Origin of the sequence: Streptomyces sp. NPDC046939 (assembly GCF_040644575.1) — a bacterium.
In the GTDB taxonomy this organism is placed as follows: Bacteria; Actinomycetota; Actinomycetes; order Streptomycetales; family Streptomycetaceae; genus Streptomyces.
The window spans coordinates 1-21,354 of record NZ_JBEYWV010000042.1 but is presented as its reverse complement, the minus strand read 5'-3'; the positions used below and the strand labels follow the sequence as shown (position 1 = coordinate 21,354).

Sequence of the window (21,354 nt, the reverse complement as noted above, 5' to 3'; positions counted from 1 at the left end):
GGAGTGAAGCCGTCCAGTGTGATGAAACGAGACGGTGACCGGTCACCGACGGCACCACCCACGATGACTCGGCCGCTGCCAACTCGACACGCTGCACCCACCTCTGCCGGGGTGCAGCGCCAGTACTCCGGCACTGCGGGTGCTGCTGGTCCGGGAGTTGTATCTTCGCAAGTCCTGGACCGAGGACCAGGAACGCTGCCGCGCGGCCAGAATCCCTGATGACCGGGTGTTCGCCACGAAGGGGCAACTGGCACGACGCAAGGTACTGAGGGCCCTGGCCTCAGCCCTGCCCATCACCTGGGGCACTGCGGATTTCGCTTACGGGCAGGAAGATCACTTCCGCCGCATGCTGAAACAGTCCGGCGTCGGCTACGTGCTGGCCGTGCCAAAGTCCCAGTTCACCGTGGGCTGTCCCCACATCGACCACCTCGTCGCGCAGGCCCCGGCCGAAGCATGGCAGCAGCTCTCCTGCGGCGACGGGGCGAAGGAACCGCGCATCTACCACTGGGCCGCCGTCCGTCTGCCCGCCGTGGAAGAGTTCGACTACCAGGGCGACGTACCGTTCCAAATGCGGTGGGCGCTGGCCCGCCGCAGCCGGTCCCGCCCGGACGAGACCGCCTACTACCTCGCCTACAGCGCCCCCTGCAGGTCACCGTCCAGGACTTGATGCGGATCACCGGGGCGCGGCGGGCCATCGAGGAGTGTTCCCAGGCAGCGAAGAACGAATGCGGGCTGGACCAGTACGGACTCCGCCGTTACGTGAGCTGGTACCGGCGCATCACCCCGGCCATGCTCGCCCACGCCGGTGAACTGGTCGAACTGGCGCCGGCGACGCCAGGCAGTCGCTCGTCGCTGTCATTACGGGCGACGGGGTCACCCGTTGGAGGGGCTGCCTCCGGGAGACCGTCCCTGACCATGGTCCGGGCCGCTACACTCCAGCCGCCCGGCCAACCCCACAGGTCAGACAGCGAAATCCTGCTGGAGTGCCGACGAAAAACTCAGTGATCACTCGTCCGGTCACAGGCCCAGAACCTTCGCCACCAGTTCGCTGCGGCTGCGGACACCGGTCTTCGCGAACACACTCTTCAGATGGTCCTGCACGGTCGCCGCGGTGATGTGCAGTTCCGCGGCGATGGTCCGCGACGGCAGACCGGCGACGACTCGCGCCAGCACGTCCCGCTCGCGCGGTGTGAGCCCGTACGCGAGCAGCAGTATCTCGGCCACGTCGGCGGCCGGCGCCGGATGTACCGTCACGGCGATGGCCGCCGGGTGCGGGCCACCACTCAGCGGCGAGGCCTGGACGGTGAGCCACCGGCCCGAGCGGCCGCGGATGCGTCCGTACGCCGGCAGCTCAGCGCCTCTTCCCCGGGCGGCCACCTCCAGGATCGCGGACGGCAGTTCCGCCTGCGACGGGCCCAGCTCGTCCCGCCAGAGTTTCGCGGCCAGGTTCTGCGAAAACAGCCGCAAGTCCTGGTCGAGCAGGAGCACTCCGGCCTCGGACGGGCCCGCAGCGGTGTCGTCGGGTGCCCGGTGGGCGGCGCGGCGCAGGGCCGCACCGACCGGGGCGGACAGCCGCCGCAGGACGCCGACGTCGGCCGGGGTGAAGTCGGGCAGCCGGCCGCCGCGGAAGAGGGCGACGACGCCCCAGCAGCGGCCGTCCACCACGAAGCCCGCCCGCAGCTCGTGCCGTGCGTCGATCATCGGCAGCACGGTCCGGTAGCGGTGGCTGGATTCCGGATCACCGCCGGTGGCCGCACCGAGCGTGCCCGCGGACACCTCGGAGCGGGCCAGCGCCGCGAACTTCAGGACGTCGTCCACCAGGTACTCGTTGTGCGCGGCGGCCGCGGCCGCCTCCGGTACGAGCCCGGCGCTGACTTGGTCGGCGGTCAGCAGCGTCATCGGGTCGATCGTGCTGAAGCAGTAGGAGTCGGCCGGGATGAGGCGTGTCAGCCGGTCGGCGATCCGGCGGCGCAGTATTCGGGAGTCGAGGTCGAGACGGCAGATCGCCTCGATGTCGCGCACGGTCTCGCGCCGGACCATCGGGGAACTCACCCTTGCCACGGTATCCCAGAAATGTGGGAGGGCCGCCCGACCTCCAGGTACCTATCGTGGGTCCGAGAAACCCCAGGTCACCGGAGGTACACGACATGTCCCCGTCCATGCTCAACGTCGGACTGGATCCAGCGCTGGTGGACGACGCGCCCTCGTCACGGGCGGCGTTCCCTGAGATCGACGCCGAGGCGGTCCGGGCCGGAATGGCCGCGGGCCGGGCTCGGCTCGAGGAGCTCGGCCTCAGTGTCGATGTCTGCCTGCTCGACTACGGCCGCACGGCCGAGGCGGTCTTTCGCGCCGCGTTGACCGCCAAGGACTACGACATCGTGCTGATCGGCGCCGGTGTCCGGCTGGACCCGGAGCTGACCCCGCTGTTGGAGGTGCTGGTGAACACCACCCACGAGCTGGCACCCGGCGCGAAGCTCTGCTTCAACGTCAGCCCGACGACGGCTGTCGAAGCCGTCCAGCGGTGGTGGCCCGAACACAAGCCGCTGGCCTAGGCGCTCCACAGCACTCAAGAGACGACTCAACGAACGGGAGGCGGTCTTCCGCCATGTCTGCAAGAGCACTCGAGGACAAGGTCGCACTGGTCACCGGCGGCAGCCGGGGCATCGGCCGGGCGATCGCGGAGCGGCTCGCCCAGGACGGCGCCGCCGTCGGCGTCACCTACGCACGCGACGAGACGGCGGCGAGCGAGACCGTCGAGAACATCCGCAAGAACGGCGGACGGGCCTTCGCACTCCAGGCGGGGCTGGGCGAACGCGGCGACGCGGCCCGCCTCTGGGCCGCCTTCGACGCCGCGGGCACGGAGCACGCGCCCGACGGGAAACTCGACATCATCGTCAACAACGCCGGCATCGGGGACTTCGCATCCCTGGAGTCGTTGACCGAGGACGCCTTCGACAAGGTCTTCGCCGTGAACGTGCGTGCACCGTTCTTCGTCACGCAGCAGGGACTGCCGCGCCTGCGCGACGGGGGCCGGATCATCAACATCTCCAGCTCCGTGGCCCGCCTGGCCACGCCGGGAATGATCGCCTACGGCGCCACCAAGGGGGCCCTGGACAACTTCAGTCTCGCCCTTGCCAAGGAACTGGGCCCCCGAGGCATCACGGTCAACTCGGTGGCCCCCGGAACCGTCCTCACCGATGCCAGCGCGGCCACCCTGCTGGGCGATCCGCAGGCCGAGGCGCAAGCGGTGTCTCTTGCCGCCCTCGGCCGGATCGGGCGGCCGGAAGACATGGCCGACATCGTGGCCTTCCTCGCCTCCGACGACGCACGCTGGATAACCGGCCAGGTCATCGACGCAACGGGAGGCATGGCCCTCTGACGTGCCAAGGACAGGAACACCGTCGAGCGGCTGATCAACAAGATGAAGGCATGGCGTGGCATCGCCACCCGGAACGACAAGCCTCCCGACAGCTACCTCGCCGGCCGCCACCTAGCCGCAGGCGACGTCACCCAGCTGCTGCCCCTGCTCGACAAGATCCCGCCCGTCGTGGGCCGCGCTGGCAGGCCGCGCCGGCGCCCGGAGGCTCTGCTGGCCGACCGCGGTTACGACCACGACATCTACCGCCGCCTGCTCTGGCAGCGCGGTATCCGGCCCGTGATCGCACGGCGGGGCGAGCCGCACGGCACCGGCCTGGGCATCTTCCGCTACGTCGTCGAGCGCACCATCGCCTGGCTCCACGGCTTCCGCACGCGACGACGTCCACGAAGCACTCCTCGGTCTCGCCGTATGCGTCATCACCCACCGACACCTCCAACGGCTTTGTTAGGGGTTGCTAGCTGCGCCTGCGACGGTGTCTCCTGCGTCACTGCGCAGCGGCCTGCGCCGCTGGCGATGTCAGTGGTCAGCCCTAGGCTGCTGGGACGGCCCGTTTCTGGACACGACTTCATCAGCACCTCGGCGCCCCGCCTGGCCCCGTCACCTTCGACATGGTCAAAGAGGCAGCGGACAGCAATCTCGCCGAGTCCGATGACTTGGACTGGAAGCAGTCCCTGCCCCGGCTGCCCGAGGGCGGCCAGTGGAACGAACTGGCCGAGGACGTCGCCGCCATGGCCAACACCCGCCGCGGACTGCTCATCTACGGCGTCACGGACCACGACACCACCCCCGTCGGGATCGACCTGGACGAGGTCAACACCCAGCAGTACGGCCAGTGGATCCGCAACCACGTCCAGCCCCACCTGCCCGACGTCACCTACACCCCGCTCACCTCACCCGGCGGCACCCTCAGCCTCATGGCCCCGCACGACGTCTACGGCACCGCAACCAAGGACAAGGATCAGCAGGCCGCCGTCGTGCCGTACCGGGACGCCGACCACACCGCCTGGATGAGTGAGCACCAAATCGACGCGCCTACCGACCGTTTCACCCGCATCCAGAACAGCCAGGAAGAGACCGACCGGCTCCTCGAGCACGTCCGGGAGAACGTGTTCCCCGAATAAGCCTACGGGCATTGCCAGACCTCGCTGCGTAGCTGCTGCGCGCCGCCGATCAGGAGGACGGGGCGGGTGCGGCGGTTGAGTTCGGCGTCGAAGTCCTGCTCTGCCTCGGACAGGATGCGAGGGTGCGGGCCGTGCCCGCGGCCGGGGAAGAGGGCCGTCCACAGAGCGTCGAGGACGGTGGTGCGGTGCGCGGGGGCCCGGGCGGTGGCCCGTACGAGGTCCATGCCGCCGCGTTTGTCCAGCACCGTCCGCACCGCCTGCTCGGCAAGGACTGCTCCGTCGGCGGTGACCGCCATCATCTGGCCGAGCTCGCTGGTGTCGTGCAGACGTTCTGCGAGCTCGGCGGCCGCCCGCTCGGGCAGTTCGGCAAAGGCAGCCACGGCATCCCCTGGTGTGGGACACGGTCCCTCCAGTGCAGCACCGAACGGGCCGACGGCGCGCCCAGAACAGACAACGAGAGCCGTATCGGGGGCCATCGCCTCGACCATCCAGTCAGGACCCCGTGCGCGTAGGACATCGTGTGGCCATCACCGCCCGGCTTTTTGCGGACCAGGCCGGGCGGACGCCGTCGTGGCAGCGCCAGGGCGCCGTCGGCGTCGAGGGGGAGCTCGAAGTGTTCCCCGCAGGGCGCGGTGGTGCGGGCAGATAGGGCACTCGGCCGTGGACGGACAGGTTCAGGGCCGTCTCGTGCGTCTGCGCCGTGTTCGTCCCGGGGCGGTGTCGGGTACTGCGGCGTGGTGGCCCCGGCCCGATGTCGCGGCCGTCTGCGGCACGGCCGCCTGGGCCGCGCACCACCGGCCGTGACGGCCTGCCGTTGTGTGGGGGCGGCCGGTGCGGTCGGTGGTGTGCGCCCCTTGATCAGCCCGCTCCTCCCCACGCGGCGTGGCCACAGCATCCGCCCGCCGGCCGCCCTTGTCAGCCGCTCCATCTCGCCACTGACCAGCAGATCAGCCCGTTCGATGTCGGCCGGTCACCAGAACACCGATGGCCGACGCGCTGCAGGAAGCGCTTGCGGCCGACACCGCTGGTCCCGGCTCACCCCTGCCCCCTGGGTGCCGTGCTGCGCCGCATCGAAATGTACCCGGTGCAGCCACGGGGGGTGCCAGAGCGAACTGCTCCAAGGTTGTCCCCATACGGGTGAGGGGCCGTGTCGCCGCCCTGGGCTGCACGGGCGGGCCAGCACACTGGCGCGACGGGTTATGACGTGGGAAGGAACCGTGATGGCGGGCGAGCTGTATGCGACTCTGAAAACCACCAAGGGCGACATCGAGCTTCGGCTGCTGCCGGATCACGCGCCCAAGACCGTGAAGAACTTCGTGGAGCTCGCGCAGGGTGAGCGGGAGTGGCTGAATCCGGAGACGGGGGAGAGGACCCGGGACAGGTTGTACGACGGGACGGTCTTCCACCGGGTGATCGAGGGGTTCATGATCCAGGGCGGTGACCCGCTTGGCAACGGCAGGGGCGGGCCCGGCTACCGGTTCGCCGACGAGTTCCACCCCGACCTGAACTTCAGCAAGCCGTATCTACTGGCCATGGCCAACTCCGGCCCCGGCACCAACGGCTCGCAGTTCTTCATCACCGTCAGTCCCACCCCGCACCTGACCAACAGACACACCATCTTCGGCGAGGTCAGCGATGACGCCAGCCGCAGGGTCGTCGACGCCATCGCCACCACCGACACCAACGGGCAGGACCGCCCGTTGCAGGACGTGGTCATCGAGTCGGTGACCGTCACTTCCCGCTGACCGGCGCCCCGCCTCGGTGCCGGGGCGACCACCACCGCCCCGCACCACCTGCCCACGGCCCGGCCCGGCCCGTCAGGCCTGGTCCGGGTGCGGGCCGGTTGTCAGGGACTGCTTCAGCCGCTCGGCCGTCTCCACCGCCGAGGCCAGCGACACCATCGTGCTCCGCGCCGCCTCCCATGCTTCGGGCTCCTGGCCCCAGTGTCCCTGCGCGGCCTCCAGGGCCGTGAGGAGCTGACGCAACGCGGGCGCAAGACACACCACAAGACGCTGCCCCTCCTCACCGGCCCCGCCAGCGCCTGCCGCACCGATCTCCTCCAGCGCTGAGCGGACCGTGGCGGGCGATGCGGCGTCTGTGCTCATGGCGGCGGTCTTCCCCCGCCTCCCGGCCCACACGCCCGAGGCGCGGCGTGGTCACTCGATCAGCCGAGCCGCCCAGTGCAGCGCCTGCACGCCTGCTGTGGTCCCTCATGTGGTGCTGTCGGTGCGCGGGCCTTACGGGTCTGCCCTGTCCTCGGGCAGAGACGGGTCGAGTTCGCAGCGCCGCTGCGTCAGCGGGGCGAGGGCGGCTTCCAGGAGCGGTGCGGTGGCGATGTCGAGCTCGCCGTTCACACGCAGCAGGAGGGTGTCACCGCTATCGACGACCTGCAACTGGAGGCCGGACGGGAAGGGCGTGCCCACATGCTCGTCGGTCTGCCTGTGAGTGAGGGGGCAAGGGCGGGGAGCCGCTGACGTCAATGTCTGGCTGACAGCCAGGTCACGCCAAGCCCCGACTGTGCACCGCCCCTCCCGGCGGCGTACAGACTTCCTGCGCAAGCATGCGCGGGGCACCTGCCGCCTGTGCAAACGACTCTGCGCCCGCGGCGCCTTGCCCGCCCAGGGGCGGCGCACGCTGTGAGAGCGGTCCAGGTGCCGGCGAGCGGGAAAGCCGCGTGGGGCCACCGCACGGCGGCCCCACGCAAACGCCAGGTCAGGCGAAGTTGTCATCCAGGTCGTAGGGGGAGACCCACCAGCCGTTGCGGCAGATCCGGCCTTCGGGGTCGTGGTCGCCCTCGGCGTACTCGCCGCTGCCCTTGGTCTCGCCGCCGGGACCCTTGAAGTAGGAGGTGTAGTAGTAGCGGCAGCCACTGGCCGCCTGTGCCACGGGGGTGCTGGATGCGGCCTGCGCCGTGGGCAGCGTGGTCAGTGCTGCCGCGATCGCGCAGGCGGCGACGGCGACCAGACGCGTCAACGTCTTCATGAGGGCAAATCTCCTTGTTCGGAGGGACGCGGGACGCATCCCTGGCGCGCCCTCGCGCCGCCCAAGCTGTCACCGGCCGCCGCACCGCCCCCGCCCCCACTCTCAAGGCTCACCCGGCCGGATGGGGCGAATCGATTCACCGCTGCGCCATTGAGTGCAACGACCAGCCCGAGCGAACGACGCTCACAAAAAGTGCCCGGCCGCCGCGGGTGTCGTGCTGCACCCGGACCGCGGCAGGCGGTGGGGCTGTCGGCCACACATCCTGTCCGCGGCACCCGGTGCGGCGGTAGCGTGGGTGGCAGTCCGTGGACTATGCATCGCCGTCAGCGCGGCGAACGCTTCTCTCGGCGATCTCTCGGGCCCGTGGGCGGGTCCTTGAGCGGTTTCGTCACCCCTCGTTGGGTGTCGGCGGTGCACGGCCTTTTTGCAGGGATTGCTGTGTTGGATGAGTACTTCGTCGACGACCGCCTGATGATCACCCCGTTGCGGCACGAGAAGGGGGTGAAACTGGCCGGGGAAGTCGCCTGCACCCACCAGGTCCCCCTGGCCTCGGCGATCGCGCAGTGCGCGCAGCGCGCCGATGAGATCACCGTCGGCCTCACGCGCGTCGGCCACCTCTCCGACAGCGGACTGGTGACCCTGGTGGGCTTCGCCCGCACCCTGCGCCCGCCGCAGTACCTGTGCCTGGCCGCCGACCCCGAACTGCACCTGAACAAGCGGCTGACGGAGCGCGGCTGGGACCAGCTCGACACCCTACGCGCCGGCTGCCGGGCCACGACGGGCGCGACGTGAACGGGGTGGGCCCCTGGCCGTGGCCGGGACGGTGAGCGTGCAGACACAGGGCCCGGGTAGGGGACGGTGGTAGAAGACTGACGCTGATGCCCCCCTGGACCCCGGAGGCGAGAGGTGACCTTCGATGAAGCGCAACAGCCCGCCGACCCGAATCCGCACGACGCCGATGCGCGGGTGGCGGAGCTGGAGAAGGAAGTCGTGCAGCTGAAGGAAGCGGTGGTCTCCCATGCGGACGTCGACCAGGCGGTCGGTGTCCTCATCGGGGTCGCCCGCCTGTCACCCGCCTACGCCTTCGATGTGCTGCGGGAGGTGTCGCAGCGTACGAACATCAAGCTGCGCCAGGTGGCGCTCCTGACCGTCCGCTGGGCCCAGAGCGGCGTCCTGCCCGCCAGGGTGCGCACCGAGTTGCACCGGCAACTGTGTGCCCGCAGCGATGCCTGGGCGCCGGGGAACGGCCACCAGCACGGCATCGCGCCGGCGCCGCGGTCCGGCTGCTGAGCAAGCCGACTGGCGGCGTCCGAATCGACGCGGGCGTTGAGCGGTTGGCCGGACAGGCGTGCGGGGGGGCGATGGCAGCCTGGTGGTATCCCCTGGGTGCAGCGCGTCGCTGCTGACGAGCCGCAGCTCGCGCCCGTCCTGGGTGACTTCGTCGCCCTCGGTCCACTGCGGCAGCGTGTCGGTCGCCTCCATCGTGATGGCGAGCTGGTCCCCGGCCTGCGCGGGATACCACGGCGCCCTGGTGAGCCGGTTGGGCCCGCCCGTCACGGCGGCGGTCTCCCCAGTGAAGTCGCGGCGGCGCTTGGCGTCCTCGGTCCGGCTCAGCGGCGATTGGGGCATGACATGCCCTTCTAGTGGCCCGCCCGACCCAGGCGGTTCGGCGTGACGAGAAACAGTTCACCCGCCACATCGCCAGCCAGAGCCGGATCACGGCGCTGGACCATCCGCGGGACCGGAGCCGGTTTCCGCGCCTGAATTTTCTTGATCCTTAGTTCCTGGCGGGCACAGCGCCGACGGATCTGCTGGAGGCGCTGGCGGGATGCGTGGCCCAGGTGGTGGACGTGGACCGGTGCTATGCACAACAGGCGCTCCCGGCCGGTGCGGGGCTGCGGCTTGAGGCCCACCGCGGCATGGACGCACCGTGTTTGGAGTATTTCGCTGGTGGACGGCCACACCGCGTGCAGCCAGGCGGTCGAGAGCGGCCGGGCGGTGTGGGTGGATGACGTGCGCACCAGCCCCCTGTTCACGTACGACAGCCGGCAGGCCATGCTGGATGCCGGCAGCCGCGCCGTGCTGTCGCTGCCCCTGCGGCAGCCGGGCGGACCGACCCTGGGCGTCCTGTCCCTGCACCACCACTCTCCTGACCGGCTGGCCCGTCGTGCTGACACCGTGGTGCTGTCTGCGCTCACGCGCGCTGCGGGCCGTGCCCTGCAGCGGCATGCGCACTGACCTGGCCGGTGCCGGACCGGGGTCATGGCGCCGGGCGGTTGCCGAAGACAGCCGCAGATGGCGGCCAGCCACAGCCGCGGGGCGGTTGTGGCGGGGGCTGTGCTCGTCCGTCATCGTGCCGGAACCGGTGGTGTCGTTGCATGGTCCCGCTGCCCCCCCGGGAGTAGCCTGGGCTTACGGCGTGAACCTGCCCTGCACCGAAGCGGATTGAGGCGGCTGGACCGTTCCGCCGGACAACCGCCCTGCCCCCGCGCTGCACGCGACGACAGCACAAATCCTGTGGGGCAGGGGATGGGGCATGGCGGTCACCACACGCGAACTGGACACTTCCAAGGCGGTCCTTGACCTGGTCAGCCGCCCGCCCGATCTGGACGTACTGGAACTGCTGCACGATCTGACCGCGTACGCGGCCGCGTTCCTGCCCGTGAGGGCCGGGATCACCGTCCTCGACGACGGCGGGGACGTCACCTACCTGACCGCCTCGGACGAGGTGTCCCGCCGCTTCCAGCAGGACCAGCTCGATCTCGACGAGGGCCCCTGCCTGGACAGCGCCCGCAGCCACGATGCGCTCCCGGTCATCTTGTTCGACAGCAGCCAGGCCGCGAGGCGTTGGCCGCGGTTCACCCCCCTCGCCCAGGGCGCCGGGGTCATCGCGATGGCCGCGATTCCTCTGCACACCCCCGAGTTGATGCTCGGTGCCCTCAACCTCATCGTCACCGGCCCGCCCCTGCCCACCCAGCGCGACCTGCACCTGGCGCAAGTGCTGACCGATGCCGCCGCCCAGGCCCTCACCCATCGCCGGGACATGGTGGGGCGGGAGGAGACCATCCGGCAGCTGCAGACGGCGCTGGACAGCCGGATCGTCATCGAGCAGGCCAAGGGCGTCCTCGCCGCCCACCTCAAGCTCACCATGGACGAGGCGTTCACGTTGCTGCGCGGTCACGCCCGCGCCACCCAGCAGCACCTGACCGTGCTGGCCACCCGCATCGCCAACCGCGACCTCCCGGACGCCCTCCTCGACCAGGCCCGCTGATGCGCCGGGCCGCCCGTGCGCCGGCCCGCCGGCCCCCACCGCACCGGGCGGGGGCCGGCCATGGACGCACCTGACCTTCCCACGCTGCTGACCGGGATGCGCCGGGCCGCCGCCACCGGCAGCGGCCTGTCCGCGTTCTCTCCGGCCGCCCTCGCCCGCCACACAGCGGCGGACTGCCTGACCCTCACCCTGCTCTCCGCCCGCGGCGCCGCCGAGGTGCTGTGGGCCGACCCGGACGACGTGATCGGTGTGCCGCTGGAAGATCTGCAGTACACCCTCGGTGAGGGCCCCACCCGGGACGCCGCCCGCACCCACCACACGGTCACCACCGACGACCTGCACACCGCCACCACTCAATGGCCCGCCCTGGCCGAAGCCGCCCACGCCGCCTCCACCGCCCGCGCGATCGCCGCCCTCCCCGTAGGTTTGGGCGTCATCGTCCCGGCCGTCCTGACCGCCTGCCGCACCACCCCGACCCCCTTCACCCCCGACCAGCTCACCACCCTCGCCACTCTCGCCGCAGCCCTCATCCACCCCCTTCTGCTCACCACCCTCCACCTCACCGACACCGGCCTCGGCGCCCCCGACCTGCTGCGCGCCGAGGTCCACCAGGCCGCAGGGATGATCTCAGTCCACCTCGACCTGCCCATCGAAGCGGCGCTGCTGCGGCTGCGCTCGCACGCCTGGACGCACAGCCGGCCGCTGCGGGAGGTCGCCCACGAGGTGGTCACCGACCGCCTCCACCTGGATCCCGGCTGACCTGCCACACCACACGAGACTTGCCACACCACACGAGACCTGCCCCACCACACGACCATGACGCGCCGTCCGCCGCCGACGACCGCCCACCTCCCGCCTCCGCACCCTCTGCCGAGGACCCGGCCACCGCGCGGGCCAGGAAAGAACCTGGAAGCCACGGCCTCCTGGGACCGACCGCTTCCGGCTCCGATGCGCACCTTTGCCGCCGCAGGGACACCCAACGCCGTTGGCCGCAGGGTCGCTGAGGGCCATGGCCGCCGGCCCGGCCGGCAGAACGGCAGTGGCCAGCAGCCCGCCCACGAGGCGGGGAGCGATGACACCGGAGCATGCCGAGGAGACAGCCCGCGTACCCAGCAGGCCGCGCGGATGCGTCAGTAGGCAGGGGATGCCGCCCTGGCGCGCACAGCCTGCGCGCGCCAGGGCGGCTCCAGGCACCACACCCCGCGCCCGCGGCCGTCCGCACCCGTGGTGACGACGCCCCCTGGTGCGGGCGCCTCTACGGTGCCTCGCCGGTCAGCCGCAGCTCGCGGTGGACAACCCGGCGGGCGATGTCGGCCGGTGGTGGCGCTCCCGCCACCGCACGACGAACCCCGCCCCGCGCGCTGAGCCGAGCGGAGGCTGCCGCGCGCGGCCCAGCGGATGACGGACGGCCCGGCGCGGGCTGCGGTCAGTGGTCGCGGTCGCGGGAGGGGAGGGTGCCGTAGCGCTGGCGGTAGTAGGCGGCGAAGCGGCTGGAGTGGAAGAAGCCCCAGTGGGCGGCGAGGTCGGCGAGGGTGGTGCCGGGGGGTTGTTCGGTGTGCAGGTCGCTGTGGACGCGGTCCAGGCGCAGGTTGCGCAGGTAGGTGAGGGGGGTGACGCCGTGGTGGTCGCGGAAGGCGCGTTGCAGGGAGCGGACGCTGACACCGGCGATGCGGGCGAGTTCGGTGGTGGGGAAGGGGTGGGCGGGGTTGGCGGTCATGGCGTCGGTGACGCGTTTGATCTGACGCGGGGCGGCCGGGGCGGGGGTGGCCAGGGCGTCGGCGTACTGGTGTGGGGTGGTGTGCAGCATGGTGGTCAGCAGGGCGGCGCCGAGCCGCTCGGCGACCTGGGGGCGGGTCAGGGCTCCGGTGGGGTGTGCGGCCTCCGCGCCAAGCGCCTGGAAGAGATCGTGCAGCAGCGGCGCTTGCCGGCGGCAGTCGAAGGACAGCGGGAGCAGCAGAGGGGAGGTGACCGAGTGCTCCAGTTCCGCTTCCAGCTCCTGCCGGACGGCGTGCGGGTCGAAGTAGACGCAGAACATCGAGCAGTCCGCGCTGAAATGGCAGTCCAGGGGCGCGTGCAGGCGGGTGGCGAGGACGGTGCCGTCGGCCTTTGAGGCGTGGTTGCTGCTCTTGTGCTGGCGAAACGACGCCGTCCCGGAAGCGGGCATGTTGAGGCTGTACCAGTCCTCCGGCGGACCGGTGTGCCAGTGACTCTCGGTGCCGAAGCCCAGCCCGGCGAGAGTGACCGGGCCGAGGTGGGTCACGGCGAGGTTGAAGTCGAAACACTCCCGGTGCGCCGACGGCTCGTAGACCACGGCCAGCTGGAACGTCGAGGTGATCACCTGCCGCGCCTGGGACACGTCCTGCGAACGGGCCGTGAAGATGCCTGCGTCCGGCGGCGGATGGGGAAGCGGGTCTGTGGGCATGGCCCCTCCAGCGGCTGGGGTGCCGCTTTCCGGTCCAGCATGACGCAATGCGGCTTGGCGGGGGAGGGGTTCGCGAAGTGTGCTGTCGGTATGCGACAAGTGAGCGGCAGCACCGCAGTCGGCCCGGCCCGGCGCTGCGCAAACGGGGGACACATGCTGCCGGCGCCGCACACTCTGGCCCGGTGCCGCCGGCCCGCCGGCACACCCGCACCGCACGGGGACCACCGGCATGTCATGAACAGCTGCCAGCCTCCGCGTGCTGTCCGGCAGGCACCGGGCCCGGACCCGGGCACACCGGCGGCATGCCCGGCACCAGAACCGAGGCGGCCGCCTATGAGCGTGCAGACACTCTTGAGCGAACTCAACCTCTGCCGGGGCGCGCGCGAGCTCGGCGCGTGGTCGCGCCGCTGTGCCACCGCGCTGCAGCTGCACGGGCTGGCGATGTCGGTCAGCCAGGGCACAGAACTCATCTGGTACAGCAACGAGACCAGCGCGCGCCTGGAAGACCTGCAGACCACCCTCGGCCAGGGCCCCTCGGTCAGCGCACCGGGCCAACTGCTGCCGCTGCAGGTGCCCGACCTGCCGGCCTGCGAACACGAGGAATGGCAGCAGTTCCTCGCCGCCGCCGCCCCTCTGGGGGTGGAGGCGGTCTTCGTGTGGCCGGTTCGCTCCGGCCACGCCCGGCTGGGCAACCTGACCGGCTACCGCCGCACACCGGGAGCGCTGACCTGGCGTCAGGCCCACGACGGGCTGCGGATCGCCGACGCACTCGCCCACCGCCTGCTGGCCTGGCGACCCGTCGGCGACAGACCGTCCAACGGGCCCGAGACCGCCGGAGTCTTCGACCTGCACCGCATCGCCGTGCACCAGGCCACCGGTGCCCTCAGCGCCCGCCTGGACATCCCCGTCGACGAAGCACTGCTGCGCCTGCGAGCCCGCGCGTTCGCCTCAGGGCAAAGCCTCACCGACACCGCCCACACCATCCTGGACGAACTGCCCGGATGTACGGAGTCACCCACATGAACCGGGAAGAGAAGATCATCCGCACCTTCGTGGAACTCGCCGACACGCTGATCGGCGACTTCGACGTCATCGACCTCCTGCAGCAACTCACCGCGCACTGCTGCGACATCCTGGACGTCACCGACGTCGCGGTCCTGCTCGCCTACCCCGGCAGCGACCTGTACAGCCCGGTGCCGTGTGACCCCAGCCCCGCCCTGGTGAGCGTCCTGGACCGGGCCCTCACGTGCGGGCCGGCGAAGGACGCCCATACAACCGCGGCCGCCGTCCACCCCGGCCGCCTGGCCACCGCCCCCGCCTCCTGGCAGCCATTCGCCACAGCCGCCCGCGACGCAGGCTACTGCTACGCGTCCGCCGTTCCCCTGCGCCTGCGCGACGAGAGCCTGGGCAGCCTGCTGCTCCTGCGCACCACCACTGACCCGCTGCCCTCCGCCGACCTGGACCTCGCCCAGGCCTTCGCCGACGCGACCACGATCAGCCTGCTACACGCACGCACCGTCGAACACGCGGTCGCGGTCAATGAACAGCTCCACACCGCCCTGCACAGCCGCATCACCATCGAGCAGGCCAAAGGCGCCTTCGCCGTCCACCAGGAGACCTCCGGGGGTGACGCTTTTGCCACCATGCGCGCGCACGCCCGCCGCTACCGCCTCAAGATCACCGAGGTCGCCCGGCACGTCCTCACGCACGGCGATCTCCCTGCACCTCCGCCCGCCCCCCGCCAGCCTCGGCCGGCAAGCACGGAGGGCTGAGAGCCACGAACCCGCCGAAGCGGGCGTCACGCTGCGGAGCAGCCGAGCGAAAATGGGGGCTGTCCCTGCTGGTGGAGTGCAGCCGATGCCTCCGGCAACGGCCCCGACGGTGTCCGGCCCCTGCGCTCAGCACGGTCCTCATCGAGCAGACGGTCGAAACGCTTCCGCAGGATCGGGGCAAGGAGTGGAGCAGCCGACGGGAGGCAGCCGCAGCTGCCGGATACCAAGACAGGAACGAGGACATGGAGGCCAGCAGCGCGGACGCGGCAGAACGCACAGTGGATGCGGCAGTACGCGCGGTCGGCCGCAGGGTTCGACTGCCCGCCGAACGAAGCCGTCCTCGCCGCGCAGCCCGGAAACGAAACGAGCTCGCGGCGCTGAGTCCGCCCGCGGTGAGCCGGCGGCGACGTCCCTTTCGTGTTTTTGGCGGTGGTGCGGCTGCTGACGCTTCGTTCGGCGGGTATTGCGCACGGCTGCGGGCGGAGAGACTGGCGTGGGGTCCCGGCCGGCGGGCTGATGGCCCGTCAGCCCGGACCCCGCTGATGCTGTACGGCTGGGGTCGGGATCCCGCCCGAGGAGGCGGGCCGGCCACCGGCGGCAGGGCGCGTGCAGGGGAGGGTGTGCCGGTGGTTCAGCGGATGCCGGTGGCACGGGCCGTGTTCGAGACGACGGATCTGGAGGCCGGGTATGAGTTCTTGCGACGGACCTACGCCGATGTGCGCGTCCGCGACGGCCGTCCCGAGGGCGCGGGTAGCGGATGACGGTAGGCGGCTCTCCTGCGGCGCCTTCAGCATGGACGACGTACAGATGCCCATCGGCCTGCGTATCGGCACCGAGCCGTTCCGGCGTGAGACGTTCCTGTATCTGCGCGCGGGCCGACTGCGGGCGGCGGCGGACGGCACCGCATACGGGTGACTGCCCGGCAGTTGGGGCGCGTGGGGAGCGGAAAGCTGAAGGACTAACCGGTCACAAAGCAGTGAGTCCTTCGATTTAAGGCACTTCAGTAGCGCGACGCGACAAAACCTTCTGATGGGGCGAGATGGAAGGGAGAGCCAGGTTTCCCGGGATTCCATCCGTTGGTTCGTGCGGTGCGGACGCCGTCGGCGACTGTGGAGGGAACCACCGCGCTGACTGACTCGATCAGCCAGTTGTTCGGATGCGGCTGGTTGGTCCTGACCACCAGCGTGCTGCCTGGCGCGTCGGCCAGCTCGACCGCTTAGGTGAGCGGTGACCAACACAGGGTCTGCCCGGAACAGGGTATCGACCTGCGACTGGCAGCCCGTGTGAGTTTTCTGCGAAGGAGTTCAGCTTCGTCACACCGGAATCACGTCCGGATGCGCTGCGGGAATGGTGGGCCGTGCTGCTTCTGGGGTGGCCAGGAGCGCGACGATGGTGATGGAAGCGGATGCTGTGGTCCTCGGTAACCGTCACCACCCGGATCGGGACGGTCACCAGGCCGAAGCTGATGGCACCTGGCCAACTCGTTCGGGGCATGGCAGACCTCCAGTACGCCCGAGCACCCTCAGCCTGAAATGCACCACCGGCACCGGGCCCCCGAACAGCAGCCCGCTACTGCCTCGCCGAAGGGTGCCGGCGCCATAACCTGCCGTGGTCGCTGGCCGATCACTTCGCCTGGGAGAGCGAGACCGCGTCGGGGCCGGCGGGGAATCGTAGCTGGCCGGTCGTGTCGTGCACGGCCCGCCACACTGTCTCGGCGACGTCGCTCTCCTTGGTGAACAGGTCCTGCGCCGTGAAGTCGCCCATGGCCTTCTTCGCCCATGACGCGTAGGGCGCCGGGAACAGTTCGTCCAGCGATGCCCCGTGCGCCGCCTTGGCCGCGTTGGCTGCGAAGTTCGTCGTCAGGCAGGCGCCCGGCTCGACCGTCTTCGCCTGGACGCCAAAGGGCGCGAGTTCGAGCGCGAGTGATGCGGTGAACCCTTCGACGGCCATTTTGCTCGCCTTGTAGACGGCTGTGAGCGGCATGTGGCCCAGCACCACGCTGGAGGTCACGTTGACCACCACCCCGGAGCCGCGCTCACGGAACTGGGGCAGCACCGCTTGTGTCACCGCCATCACACCGAACGTGTTGGTTTCGAAGACTTCCCGTACCCGGGCCATGGGGGTGCCCTCGAACACGCCGATCGACGGGACGCCTGCGTTGTTGACCAGGACGTCGATGGGCCCGGCCGCCTGGAACGCGGCGGTGATGCTCTCGGGCATGGTCACGTCGAGCTCGATGACGCGGAGCCGGTCCGACTCAGAAAGGACGCCCGGACGCGGCGTACGCATCGTGGCGATGACGTTCCACCCCTGCGAGTGGAAGTGGAGGGCGGTCTCCCGCCCGTACCCGGACGAGGTACCAGTGATCAGAACTGTCTTCATGTCGAGCCCCTTTGCGATGTGGTGGGATCCATACGGGCGGGCAGGCACTTTCCTGCTCCACGGGAGAACCGGTGATCCCATTGAACCGCTCTGACCTGCGGGGATAGTAGAACTATCCTCGCTGCTCCGTGCACGATCCTCCAGCAAGCCCATCCAGCTCAGGGCAGGAGACCTGCCGGCGCACGCACGGCCTGACGCAGGCGGGCGGCGTCCTGACTGGGGGGCGCGCCGAACTGGCGGCGATACTCCCGGCTGAACTGCGACGGGTTGTCGTAGCCGACGCGCCGGCCGACTCCGGTGACGTCTTTGGGGCGGGTGGCGAGCAGCAGCCGGGCCTCCTGGAGCCGGATCTGCTTCTGAAACTGGATGGGGCTCATCGCGGTCACCGCCTGGAAGTTGCGGTAGAAGGCGGAGACGCCCATGCCGGACTGCCGTGCCACGTCCTCGACCCGGAAGGGCTGCGCGTAGTGCTCGCGGATCCAGCGCACGGCCCGCGAGATGTGGCTGAGGCTGCTGTCGGCCAGGCCGAGCTGGCGCACCGTCGCACCCTGCTCGCCGGTGATCAGACGCCACAGGATCTCGCGCTTGACCAAGGGGGCCAGTACGTCCCGGTCGCGGGGCTCGTCGAGCAGCCGCAACAGCCGGACCACCGCGTCCAGCAGCGCGGCCGGAGCGTCGCTGACGGCGATCCCCGATGGCGCGCCCCCGCTGCTCCGGAGGGCGCCTCCGGGCCCGGCCTCAAGCAGCAGTTCGGCAACGGCGGACGGTTCCAGGACGAGACCGAATCCCAGCGCCGGTTGCTCGGGGTCGGCCTGGGTGAACTGCCCTGTGACAGGCAGATCGACGGATGCGACCAGGTACTGCCCGGGCCCGTACTCGAACACCCGCTCACCCAGGGCAAGGCGTTTGGCGCCCTGCGCGATGACCGCCAGGAGCGTGCCGGACATCGAAGGCGTCGGCGGATCAGGGCGGTCGACCTTCGAGATGAGGACGCCGTCGACGGCGGTGGTCCAGTCGGGCCGCGCATGGCGGGCCAGCAGGGTGCGGAGTTCTTCGAGGTCCATGTGTCCATTGCAGCACCATTGCGCTCTGCGGTTCCCGAAGTCGAGAGGATCGTGCAAGTGCGAACGAGCATCGGTCTAACGTTTCCGCAGCTCAACGCACTTAAATGGAATCACCGCACTCCAGCACCCTCACCGAAGAGGAAGAGAAAGAATCAATGATTGCCGAGTACGGCTTCAGCGCCACCCTGACCGCCAGGCCCGGTATGGGCGACCAACTCGTCGACCTGCTGCCGACCGGACTGAACGAGGGCAGCCCCGGCGCGAGCGAACACTGCCTCGTCTACCTCGTCTCCCGCTCCGCGTCCGACCCCGACGTCGTCCACGTCGCCGAAGGCTGGACCAGCGAGGAGGACCACCACCGCGTCTTCGCCGGCAAGACCGCACAGGCCATCGTGGCGCAGGTCGACCCGCTGCTCACCAAGGACCCCGAGTACACCGACTACGTTCCGGTCCGCGGCAAATTCGCCCTCTGAACCGTCGAACACCTCGCACCCCGGCCTCTGCCGCCTCGGTGCCCACCGAGGCGGCTCCGTCCTCGCCCGACCGCCCCGCCACCACCCACGAGAGGCAACGAGCATGACCACAGCACGCCCCTCCCTCGATCCCGAACTGCAGGAACTCCTGGCCGACATGCCGCTGATGTCCCGGCTCAGCCCGGAAGTGCTGGCGCAGGTACGCCCCTTCTCCTCGATGCCCGTCGAACCCCTCCTCGAAGGCCGCGCTGTCGACCGGCGCGAGGTCACCGTTGCGAGTCCGGACGGCACCCCGATCCCCTTGTCCGTCTTCAGCCCCGCGACCGGCGATCGCACCGCTTCCGCACCCTGCGTCTACTGGATGCACGGCGGCGGGATGGTCATGGGCGATCGCTTCTCACAGATCGACATCCCGCTGGAGTGGCTCGACGAGTTCGGCGCCGTCGTGGTCTCCGTCGACCACCGGCTCGCGCCCGAGTCCACCGGCACCGTCCCGGTCGACGACTGCTACCGAGGACTGCTCTGGATCGCCGACCACGCCGCCGAACTGGGCATCGACCCCGCCCGGATCATCGTCGCAGGCGCCAGCGCGGGCGGCGGCCTCGCCGCCGGCGTCACCCTGCTGGCCCGCGACCTCGGCACCCCGACGATCGCCGCCCAAGTCCTGATCGGCCCCATGCTCGACCACCGCAACACCACCACCTCCAGCCTCCAGTACTCGAAGGGGCCCGGCGTCTGGACCCGCGAGATGAATGGATTCGGATGGCGCTGCCTCCTCGGCGACCTCACCGACGACGAGGTACCCGCATACGTCTCACCCGCCCTGGCCGACGACCTGGCGGGCCTGCCGACCACCTACATCGACACCGGCTCCGCCGAAGTCTTCCGCGACGAGGACACCGACTACGCCCTCCGCATCTGGGCGGCCGGCGGCCAAGCCGAACTCCACGTCTGGGCAGGCGGCTTCCACGGATTCGACGCCCTGTACCCGCAGGCACACATCTCGGCCACAGCCCGCCGAGCCCGCACCGACTGGCTCGCCCGGCTCCTGCCGATGACCCCCGCCGCATAGGTGAAGTCCCGGCCAGGCCCAAGCCCCAGTGGGAGAACCTGTTCCAGGCCGAATGGATGGTCGACAGGTTTCCGGCTCCTCGGCGCCGGTGCGGTGGCTGTCGCGTGAGCTACGGGCGCAGCGCTTGTCTACGCGACGGTTGCGTGCTTGGAAGTGGTAGTGAGGGTGAGCGTCCCAACGCTTATCGGGTGGCTGTGGTGGCCACGCGTACCCGGAAGCCGAAGGACTGCCATCGCCGCGTCCGGGCTCGTTGCGCCGGCGGTCCCAGGGCGCGGGCAAGCGACCAACCGCGCCCCTCAACAGCTCAGGGGCGAGGCGGCTGGGAAGGGGCCCAGTCCTCTGATGCGCTGTACCCAAGGGCGTCTCTGGCGGCGCTTCGGAACGCCTTCACCGCCTCGTATTGTCGCGCAATGACGGCGCTTTCAGCGGACTCATAGCCCACCTGCGACGTCGGAAAGGCGAAAACGTGCATTACCTCCTCTCCGGCCCAGTGCAGTTCCCGCGCAGCCTCAAGCACCCTTAGTGGCCCGCACAGTTCGATGAGGGACACGGCCGCCGTCGACTCCTCCTGCGCTCTCTCGCATTGGCCCACCAACTCCGGAGCCAACACATCGGCGTGCGTAACTCTCTCCCCGCGTACTGCCTGCCCGGCCGCCATGTGTGCCATGTCGGCACGGATCATCGCCTGATAGGCCGTGTGCCGCTGGTCGCGTTTCCAGCGCTCGTCTTCCTTGCGGAGCTGCACCGCCAATGCTGTCTGGCTGGTCCGGGCCGCCGTCCGGGCTCCCCACATAGCCGCCCCGGCTCCAACGCCGGTACCGGCGACTCCGATTACCGCCGCTATCCAGTCCGCCACGAGAGCCATTGTGCGCGCGCTGAACAACCCCCAGGGCCGAACTTGCGCCTCCGCTTATCTTTTTCCGTCGCCCAGGACACCGAGCAGGGGATACGCTCATGCCACAGGCAACGTACGTGCGCTCCGCGGAGGTGCCGCTGGAGGAGCCGCGCCTGAGCCCCGGCTGCGCCAAGCGCGGGGACGTGCATCTGATCCTGGGGAGACTGCGCACCAGCGGCCAGTACCGCTCCCTGATCTCCCGCCGGACACCGGACGGCCTCCCCGTCCTCGCCCGGAATCACACCCTCTTGGCGCTCACCCTCCACGGCAGAGGCCACTGCACCGTCACGCGTCTGCCATTTTTAGCCCTGGCAGCCCGCGGCCCGCGTGGAGAGACGGTGAGCGTGAACTCGCCGATGCCGTGACCGCCCTGCGTGCGGCCGAGGCCCGCGTCGTCGAGGCGCTGCGCACCTACGTGCCCCGCGGCCCCGTGACCGGGCGCCCGCCGCACGGCCGTATCGGCCGCGCCGCCCAGCTCACCGGCTGGGGCGAACAGCGGGTGAAGGAGACGGTCACCCCGG

Annotated in this window: 24 protein-coding genes and 4 pseudogenes; 18 read left to right on the top strand and 10 right to left on the bottom strand. The window is 70.4% G+C overall.

Annotation, left to right across the window (positions count from 1 at the left end; genetic code table 11):
• Positions 1 to 139: 139 nt before the first annotated feature.
• Positions 140 to 337: pseudogene (locus ABZ877_RS34400) on the top strand (transposase); the annotation flags it as partial.
• Positions 338 to 346: 9 nt separating this feature from the next.
• The gene (locus tag ABZ877_RS34395; protein ID WP_361079672.1) at positions 347 to 667 is read left to right on the top strand and encodes a hypothetical protein; all 321 of its coding nucleotides are present in this window, start codon (positions 347 to 349) and stop codon (positions 665 to 667) included.
• Positions 668 to 1,017: 350 nt separating this feature from the next.
• Here ABZ877_RS34395 and ABZ877_RS34390 read toward each other — a convergent pair whose 3' ends face one another.
• On the bottom strand, positions 1,018 to 2,052 hold the full coding sequence (locus ABZ877_RS34390; protein ID WP_361079557.1) for a helix-turn-helix transcriptional regulator: 1,035 nt from the start codon (positions 2,050 to 2,052) through the stop codon (positions 1,018 to 1,020).
• Positions 2,053 to 2,147: 95 nt separating this feature from the next.
• Here ABZ877_RS34390 and ABZ877_RS34385 point away from each other — a divergent pair, with 95 nt between their 5' ends.
• The 5 genes and pseudogenes from ABZ877_RS34385 (at position 2,148) to ABZ877_RS34365 (ending at position 4,500) form a co-directional block, all read left to right on the top strand.
• Positions 2,148 to 2,552 (top strand): hypothetical protein, encoded by a 405-nt coding sequence (locus ABZ877_RS34385; RefSeq protein ID WP_361079555.1) that lies wholly within the window; start codon positions 2,148 to 2,150, stop codon positions 2,550 to 2,552.
• Between the two features lie 53 nt (positions 2,553 to 2,605).
• Entirely contained in the window at positions 2,606 to 3,379 is a 774-nt protein-coding gene (locus ABZ877_RS34380; protein ID WP_361079553.1) for a glucose 1-dehydrogenase, read from the top strand.
• Positions 3,380 to 3,397: 18 nt separating this feature from the next.
• Positions 3,398 to 3,499 (top strand): annotated as a pseudogene (locus ABZ877_RS34375) (IS5/IS1182 family transposase); the annotation flags it as partial.
• Between the two features lie 3 nt (positions 3,500 to 3,502).
• A pseudogene (locus tag ABZ877_RS34370) lies at positions 3,503 to 3,827 on the top strand (transposase); the annotation flags it as partial.
• Positions 3,828 to 3,987: 160 nt separating this feature from the next.
• Positions 3,988 to 4,500, top strand: coding sequence for an ATP-binding protein (locus ABZ877_RS34365; protein WP_361079551.1), 513 nt, complete (start codon positions 3,988 to 3,990; stop codon positions 4,498 to 4,500).
• A gap of 2 nt (positions 4,501 to 4,502) precedes the next feature.
• Here ABZ877_RS34365 and ABZ877_RS34360 read toward each other — a convergent pair whose 3' ends face one another.
• Positions 4,503 to 4,880: a hypothetical protein gene (locus tag ABZ877_RS34360; RefSeq protein ID WP_361079549.1), complete on the bottom strand. Its 378-nt coding sequence runs from the start codon at positions 4,878 to 4,880 to the stop codon at positions 4,503 to 4,505.
• An 840-nt stretch (positions 4,881 to 5,720) separates the two neighbouring features.
• Here ABZ877_RS34360 and ABZ877_RS34355 point away from each other — a divergent pair.
• Complete coding sequence (locus ABZ877_RS34355) at positions 5,721 to 6,245, top strand: peptidylprolyl isomerase (protein ID WP_361079664.1); 525 nt, start codon at positions 5,721 to 5,723, stop codon at positions 6,243 to 6,245.
• A 72-nt stretch (positions 6,246 to 6,317) separates the two neighbouring features.
• Here ABZ877_RS34355 and ABZ877_RS34350 read toward each other — a convergent pair whose 3' ends face one another.
• The 3 genes from ABZ877_RS34350 to ABZ877_RS34340 form a co-directional block, all read right to left on the bottom strand.
• Complete coding sequence (locus tag ABZ877_RS34350; protein WP_361079547.1) at positions 6,318 to 6,605, bottom strand: hypothetical protein; 288 nt, start codon at positions 6,603 to 6,605, stop codon at positions 6,318 to 6,320.
• 132 nt (positions 6,606 to 6,737) lie between these two features.
• Positions 6,738 to 6,923, bottom strand: a complete 186-nt coding sequence (locus tag ABZ877_RS34345; protein ID WP_361079544.1) for a hypothetical protein — start codon at positions 6,921 to 6,923, stop codon at positions 6,738 to 6,740.
• A 289-nt stretch (positions 6,924 to 7,212) separates the two neighbouring features.
• Complete coding sequence (locus ABZ877_RS34340) at positions 7,213 to 7,482, bottom strand: hypothetical protein (protein ID WP_361079542.1); 270 nt, start codon at positions 7,480 to 7,482, stop codon at positions 7,213 to 7,215.
• Between the two features lie 441 nt (positions 7,483 to 7,923).
• On the opposite strand from ABZ877_RS34340, the gene ABZ877_RS34335 reads away from it, so the two are divergent.
• The 5 genes from ABZ877_RS34335 (at position 7,924) to ABZ877_RS34315 (ending at position 11,512) form a co-directional block, all read left to right on the top strand.
• Entirely contained in the window at positions 7,924 to 8,274 is a 351-nt protein-coding gene (locus ABZ877_RS34335) for a hypothetical protein (RefSeq protein ID WP_361079541.1), read from the top strand.
• 114 nt (positions 8,275 to 8,388) lie between these two features.
• On the top strand, positions 8,389 to 8,772 hold the full coding sequence (locus ABZ877_RS34330; RefSeq protein WP_361079539.1) for an ANTAR domain-containing protein: 384 nt from the start codon (positions 8,389 to 8,391) through the stop codon (positions 8,770 to 8,772).
• A 573-nt stretch (positions 8,773 to 9,345) separates the two neighbouring features.
• On the top strand, positions 9,346 to 9,720 hold the full coding sequence (locus ABZ877_RS34325; RefSeq protein WP_361079537.1) for a GAF domain-containing protein: 375 nt from the start codon (positions 9,346 to 9,348) through the stop codon (positions 9,718 to 9,720).
• 298 nt (positions 9,721 to 10,018) lie between these two features.
• The gene (locus ABZ877_RS34320; protein WP_361079535.1) at positions 10,019 to 10,753 is read left to right on the top strand and encodes a GAF and ANTAR domain-containing protein; all 735 of its coding nucleotides are present in this window, start codon (positions 10,019 to 10,021) and stop codon (positions 10,751 to 10,753) included.
• A gap of 60 nt (positions 10,754 to 10,813) precedes the next feature.
• Positions 10,814 to 11,512 (top strand): ANTAR domain-containing protein, encoded by a 699-nt coding sequence (locus ABZ877_RS34315; protein WP_361079533.1) that lies wholly within the window; start codon positions 10,814 to 10,816, stop codon positions 11,510 to 11,512.
• 667 nt (positions 11,513 to 12,179) lie between these two features.
• Here the strand turns inward: ABZ877_RS34315 and ABZ877_RS34310 are convergent.
• A complete protein-coding gene (locus tag ABZ877_RS34310) occupies positions 12,180 to 13,175 on the bottom strand; it encodes an AraC family transcriptional regulator (protein WP_361079531.1) in 996 nt (331 codons plus the stop codon).
• 333 nt (positions 13,176 to 13,508) lie between these two features.
• Here ABZ877_RS34310 and ABZ877_RS34305 point away from each other — a divergent pair, with 333 nt between their 5' ends.
• From ABZ877_RS34305 to ABZ877_RS34295, 3 genes are all read left to right on the top strand, one after another.
• Positions 13,509 to 14,198: an ANTAR domain-containing protein gene (locus ABZ877_RS34305; protein WP_361079529.1), complete on the top strand. Its 690-nt coding sequence runs from the start codon at positions 13,509 to 13,511 to the stop codon at positions 14,196 to 14,198.
• A complete protein-coding gene (locus tag ABZ877_RS34300) occupies positions 14,195 to 14,947 on the top strand; it encodes a GAF and ANTAR domain-containing protein (protein WP_361079527.1) in 753 nt (250 codons plus the stop codon). The genes ABZ877_RS34305 and ABZ877_RS34300 overlap by 4 nt, the downstream gene beginning before the upstream one ends.
• 792 nt (positions 14,948 to 15,739) lie before the next feature.
• Positions 15,740 to 15,862, top strand: a complete 123-nt coding sequence (locus ABZ877_RS34295) for a hypothetical protein (RefSeq protein WP_361079525.1) — start codon at positions 15,740 to 15,742, stop codon at positions 15,860 to 15,862.
• A gap of 480 nt (positions 15,863 to 16,342) precedes the next feature.
• Here ABZ877_RS34295 and ABZ877_RS34290 read toward each other — a convergent pair.
• The 3 genes and pseudogenes from ABZ877_RS34290 to ABZ877_RS34280 form a co-directional block, all read right to left on the bottom strand.
• Positions 16,343 to 16,441 (bottom strand): annotated as a pseudogene (locus ABZ877_RS34290) (Ku protein); the annotation flags it as partial.
• Between the two features lie 129 nt (positions 16,442 to 16,570).
• The gene (locus ABZ877_RS34285; protein ID WP_361079524.1) at positions 16,571 to 17,329 is read right to left on the bottom strand and encodes an SDR family oxidoreductase; all 759 of its coding nucleotides are present in this window, start codon (positions 17,327 to 17,329) and stop codon (positions 16,571 to 16,573) included.
• Positions 17,330 to 17,487: 158 nt separating this feature from the next.
• Entirely contained in the window at positions 17,488 to 18,393 is a 906-nt protein-coding gene (locus ABZ877_RS34280; RefSeq protein WP_361079522.1) for an AraC family transcriptional regulator, read from the bottom strand.
• Between the two features lie 155 nt (positions 18,394 to 18,548).
• On the opposite strand from ABZ877_RS34280, the gene ABZ877_RS34275 reads away from it, so the two are divergent.
• Both ABZ877_RS34275 and ABZ877_RS34270 read left to right on the top strand, forming a co-directional pair.
• Positions 18,549 to 18,866, top strand: a complete 318-nt coding sequence (locus ABZ877_RS34275; protein WP_361079521.1) for an antibiotic biosynthesis monooxygenase — start codon at positions 18,549 to 18,551, stop codon at positions 18,864 to 18,866.
• A 103-nt stretch (positions 18,867 to 18,969) separates the two neighbouring features.
• Positions 18,970 to 19,938, top strand: coding sequence for an alpha/beta hydrolase (locus ABZ877_RS34270; protein WP_361079519.1), 969 nt, complete (start codon positions 18,970 to 18,972; stop codon positions 19,936 to 19,938).
• Between the two features lie 304 nt (positions 19,939 to 20,242).
• Here ABZ877_RS34270 and ABZ877_RS34265 read toward each other — a convergent pair whose 3' ends face one another.
• The gene (locus ABZ877_RS34265) at positions 20,243 to 20,683 is read right to left on the bottom strand and encodes a hypothetical protein (RefSeq protein WP_361079517.1); all 441 of its coding nucleotides are present in this window, start codon (positions 20,681 to 20,683) and stop codon (positions 20,243 to 20,245) included.
• Positions 20,684 to 21,354: the final 671 nt, after the last annotated feature.